Here is a 4,907-nt window from a genome sequence, read left to right on the forward strand (position 1 = left end):
GGTAAAAACCTCGCCCGCAAGTGGCGCGAAATAATCCAAATTTTATGAGGAAGGTAAAAACCTCGCCCGCAAGTGGCGCGACAATCATCATCCCTTTCCCCTTTAACCTTTTCCCTTTCCCCTTTTCCCTTTTATCATCCAGCCTTATCGGTTGGCGATCGCTCGAATACTTATGAAAACAAGTATTCGAGCGATTATAATCAGAAGTATTTTCACTAAAATCGTCCTAACTATAGCAATCAGTGCAACTTTTTAGTATTGCGTCAGTGTAGCCCGCTACAGGTATCTCTAGTGTTGCTAACAACCCGAATAAAGCTGTTGATGTCAATTGCGATACATTGGAGTTTTTTCCAGTTACAGTTTTAAATACGAAGCTACTAAACACACTAATGTTAAAAAGTTAGTGCCTTTGAGCCACTAAAAAAACTGGACTCTCACCCATTAATGCAATATTATTTACTTGGTTAAAAATACTTCATGTGCCAGTTCACAAGGCGGAATGCAGGTTATATGCATGATATTAAGTCTCATGCTACAATCCCCTCAGTGTAAATTTAACAACTCTATTCACTTTTAAATAACTGAACAACTAATCACATATATAGGAAGGAATTTAAATAAGTGAACAATTAAAGTTTATTAGTTAACACGCGTAACTTTTAAATATACGATTGGCAAACTTTATCCAACCTGAAAAACTGATAATTGTTCGCTAATAACTGTTAAAATCCACCTAGAAAATTTTTCAGCAGTGCCTATCACAATTGTGATTTTTTAAAATCATAATCTAATCAAAAACTAAATTAAATAATAAAAGTTGCAGCTTCTATTGAAGTTAGCAATAAATCCGCTTATTTCCGGGTGTATTTACCAAATTTATAAATAGCTCATGCATATTCTGATATATTCCTACAACTATCATCCAGAGCCGATTGGAATTGCTCCCTTAATGACTGAATTGGCAGAAGGACTAGTAAATCGAGGTCATGAAGTGCGGGTGATTACTGGAATGCCCAACTATCCTGAGCGCGAAATTTACGATGGTTATCGGGGTCAATGGTACGTTACTGAACAAAAAAATGGTGTCACCATTCAGCGAAGCTACATCAGAATTAAGTCTAAACCTAACCTTTTAGATCGTCTGTTGCTGGAGTTAAGCTTTATTTTCACAAGCTTACCTCAAGCCTTTAGAGGTGAACGTCCAGATGTAATGATTTTAACAGTACCGCCTTTGTTAGGTATCTTACCAGCAACAATATTTGGTTGGCTATACAACTGCCCAATAGTTCTAAATGTGCAAGATATTTTACCAGAAGCTGCTGTGCGTATCGGGCTTTTGAAAAACAAGTGGATGATTCGAACTCTTGCAGCTTTAGAGAAATTTGCCTATCGGACTGCACACACTATTAGTGTTATCGCCGATGGATTTCGTGAGAATTTAGTGAATAAGGGAGTACCTGTTAATAAAATCGTTTGTATTCCTAATTGGGTGAATGTAAATTTCATCCACCCTTTACCGAAAAAGAACAACTCTTGGATATCTAGCCATCAACTGGATGGGAGATTTATAGTTCTTTATTCGGGCAACATAGCTCTAACTCAAGGTTTAGAAACAGTAATAGAAGCAGCAGTTTGCTTACGTCATATTAGAGAAATTGTCTTTGTCATTGTCGGCGAATCAACAGCATTGCAAAGGTTGCAAGAATATTGTCTATTACATGGAGCAGATAATGTTTTGCTGCTACCATTGCAGCCGAGAGAAAAATTACCTGAAATGCTAGCAGCAGCTGATGTCGGGCTGATTGTGCAAAAGCACAATGTAATTTCGTTCAATATGCCTTCAAAAATACCACTACTCTTAGCAAGTGGTCGCCCAATTGTGGGTTCAGTTCCTGCAACTGGAACTGCTGCTAGAGCGATCAAACTCAGTGGTGGTGGGATAATTGTTGAGCCAGAATCGCCTGATGCAATGGCCGCTGCGGTGCATGATTTATATGCTAATCCTACTCTCTGTACGAAGCTAGGTAACGCGGGAAGACAGTTTGCCGAAGAAAACTATTCTTTGGAGCAAGCACTCGATCGGTATGAGTGGCTCTTTTATCATATTCTTGCTAACCGAAAATCAACTGTGGGTATCTTGCCGAAATTGGATTCTAAGGAATCAGTTGTGGATGCTTGAAGGGCATTGAGCATGACTCACTCACATATACAGAACCCTGATTAGGATAAATTAAATCACCCGAATGGGTGAGTTAAAAATCATCCGATTGGATGACCTAAGTGTAGGAAGATAAGACTGCTCAAAAATAGGATTCTAGAGAATACTGTATTGATTGCACTTTGTTCTTGGTGAGGATAACTCAATGAAACTTGCAACCTTGATGAATAGAGCTGAATTAATCAACGTAGGCGTAGCCTGCCGTTGGCGTACTCCTACTCAGAAGCAAGCTACGCACAGCGTGTCGCAGAGAAGCCTCTCATAGAGAATGCATCGTTCCATACATTGCACCGTACATTTTTCTTCCCTAAGATCAGTATTCAATACGACTCAAGAGGGATAAACTCATCTTTAAACTTATACAAATCTAGTTTCCTATGTGGTTATAATGCAAGCAAGCGCTTGCAAACGCTTATGGAAGAATTCCCCAAGCGTTATGTCTTATTTTATACAAAGCAAACAAATCGTTAATCGCTGCGCGAAGAGCTAGGTGGTTATGTACTTGCAAAAAAGTCAAGATAAGGGTGCAGTATCTTCAGATATAGATTTAAAAGCATCTGTAGATAGTTCCACGGGTATGTTGTTTCACGGTATTCTGCGTTTTTAGCGATATCTCTACCACACTAGATTACAAGTATGAATACTACATCGAAACTTGTTTAAATTTATTTGTACACGGTATCACGCAGTTTGCCATTGCAGGAGGCAGAAGATTGTATTGATTCCCTTGGAACAACATAAACCGTATTTTCTCTATGACGGAAAGTGATGGTTTTATACTGACCAAAAAAGTTTTATAAATTACATTTTAAAAAAATGATGGGAGTTAAGTAATGTACAAAATCACCATAATGTGATGAAGCATATTTGTTTGTTTTAGGTACTAGACATCGTGAGCGATCGCCCAAATACCCAAATACATATTTGTTAGTTATCAACATCAAAACAAAGGGCTAAAAAACTATTCAAATAATGCTTTTTTAGTCAAGAGTAGATTGCCCAAGTCTAAATCCACAAGACGAGAAACCGAAGATGTCCCATTCTGAGTTCCCTGATTCTCCGCTTCCAGTTGAAATAGAACAGCCTGCTGTTACTGATTCTAGTCAAGAGCCACAACCACTGCCAGAGCGATCGCCTAAACCACCTCAAAAGCGTCGTTGGCCTCTAATTTTGGGAATTATTCTCTTAATTGGAGGCATTGGTTTTGGTTGGCGCTGGTGGCAAACTAGTAGTGCTAGTAATCCACCAGCAGGTGGGCCAGCTGCTGGTCAACCGATGGCAATTCCAGTCAAGCTAGCGACTGTGCAACCTGAAACTGTGCAAGAAAGTTCGGAGTTTATTGGCTCCTTAGAGGCTCCACGTTCGGTAATCATCAAGCCACAGGTTGAAGGACGAGTTACCCAGATTTTCATCCAAGAGGGCAACCGTGTTCAACAGGGGCAAGTTATTATTAGCCTAGAAAGTGATAGTGTCCAAGCGCAATTATTACAAGCAAAAGCTGGACTAGCACAAGCTCAAGCACGTCTTGCTGAACTCAAAGCGGGTACGCGACAAGAAGAAGTTGCCCAAGCTAGAGCGCAGTTAACCCAAGCCCAAGCTCGCTTGCGAGATGCCCAATCGGGGTCGCAACCACAAGAAATTGCTCAGGCTGAGGCTCAAATTCAGTCAGCTAAATCGGATGTAGAACTAGCACAGTCACGAGCCAAGCGATACGCACAATTGAGAAAAGAGGGCGCAGTTTCTGAAGATACCTTAGAAGGATATGTCAAAGAACAGCAAAGTGCTGAAGCTGCCCTGGTTGTAGCCCGGAAACGCCTAGACCAACTCCGCCAAAGCAGAAATTCTAGTATTAATGAGCTAGCTGGAGCCTTGGAACAACAGAAACAAAACTTAAGGCAACTAGAAAATGGTTCCCGCCCAGAAGAAATTGCCCAAGCGCGATCGCAAGTAACTCAAGCAGTGGCCCAAGTCCAAGCAGCCCAAGTTCAACTACAATACACAAAAGTTCTGGCACCTTTTACTGGTACTGTTGGCGATATTCCCACAAAGGTGGGAGATTATGTAGAAAAAGCAGATCAACTCACTACACTTACTAGAAACGACTCTTTAGAACTAAATATTTCCGTTCCCCTAGAAGAAGCCAAAAAGCTGCGCTTGGGATTACCAGTACAAATGCTGAACGCTCAAGGCGAACCCGCAGCAAGGGGTAAAATAAGCTTCATTTCTCCAGATGCTAGTTCAGATTCGCAGACAATTTTGGTGAAAGCTAACTTTGGTAATTCTAGAAATCAACTGGTAAATCGCCAGTCAGTGCAAACCAAAGTGATCTGGAACCAACGTCCGGGAATTTTAATTCCAGTTACAGCAGTATCTCGCCTGGGTGGGGAGACATTTGTATTTGTAGCTGAAGCGCCAACAGAGAAGAACGCTGAAGCGTCAGCAGAAAAAAAAGCTGAAGCACCAGCAGAAAAGAAAGCTGGAGCGCCATCTTTAGTTGCTCAACAAAAACCTGTGAAATTGGGAGTTATTGAGGGGAATAATTATCAAGTTATCGAAGGACTAAAAGCTGGAGACAAAATTGTTGTTTCCGGTATTCTCAACCTAACTAATGGCGCTCCCATCACTCCCGCACCGCAAGAAGTTGGTAGTCAGAAGCCATAGGGAGGGGGCAAGGGGGCAGGGAGCAGGG

2 protein-coding genes are annotated in these 4,907 nt (G+C 41.1%); both read left to right on the forward strand.

Going from position 1 to position 4,907, the window contains the following annotated elements; genetic code table 11:
- Positions 1 to 889 precede the first annotated feature (889 nt).
- The gene (locus G1O98_RS36930) at positions 890 to 2,179 is read left to right on the forward strand and encodes a glycosyltransferase family 4 protein (RefSeq protein WP_163939258.1); all 1,290 of its coding nucleotides are present in this window, start codon (positions 890 to 892) and stop codon (positions 2,177 to 2,179) included.
- Between the two features lie 1,071 nt (positions 2,180 to 3,250).
- Positions 3,251 to 4,879, forward strand: coding sequence for an efflux RND transporter periplasmic adaptor subunit (locus G1O98_RS36935; RefSeq protein WP_163939260.1), 1,629 nt, complete (start codon positions 3,251 to 3,253; stop codon positions 4,877 to 4,879).
- Positions 4,880 to 4,907 lie beyond the last annotated feature (28 nt).

Source organism: Nostoc sp. UIC 10630, assembly GCF_010747425.1.
GTDB lineage: Bacteria > Cyanobacteriota > Cyanobacteriia > Cyanobacteriales > Nostocaceae > Nostoc.

Coding starts and splice junctions, on each gene's coding strand:
- G1O98_RS36930 (WP_163939258.1), top strand. CDS start 890: ATGCATATTCTGATATATTCCTACAACTATCATCCAGAGCCGATTGGA.
- G1O98_RS36935 (WP_163939260.1), top strand. CDS start 3,251: ATGTCCCATTCTGAGTTCCCTGATTCTCCGCTTCCAGTTGAAATAGAA.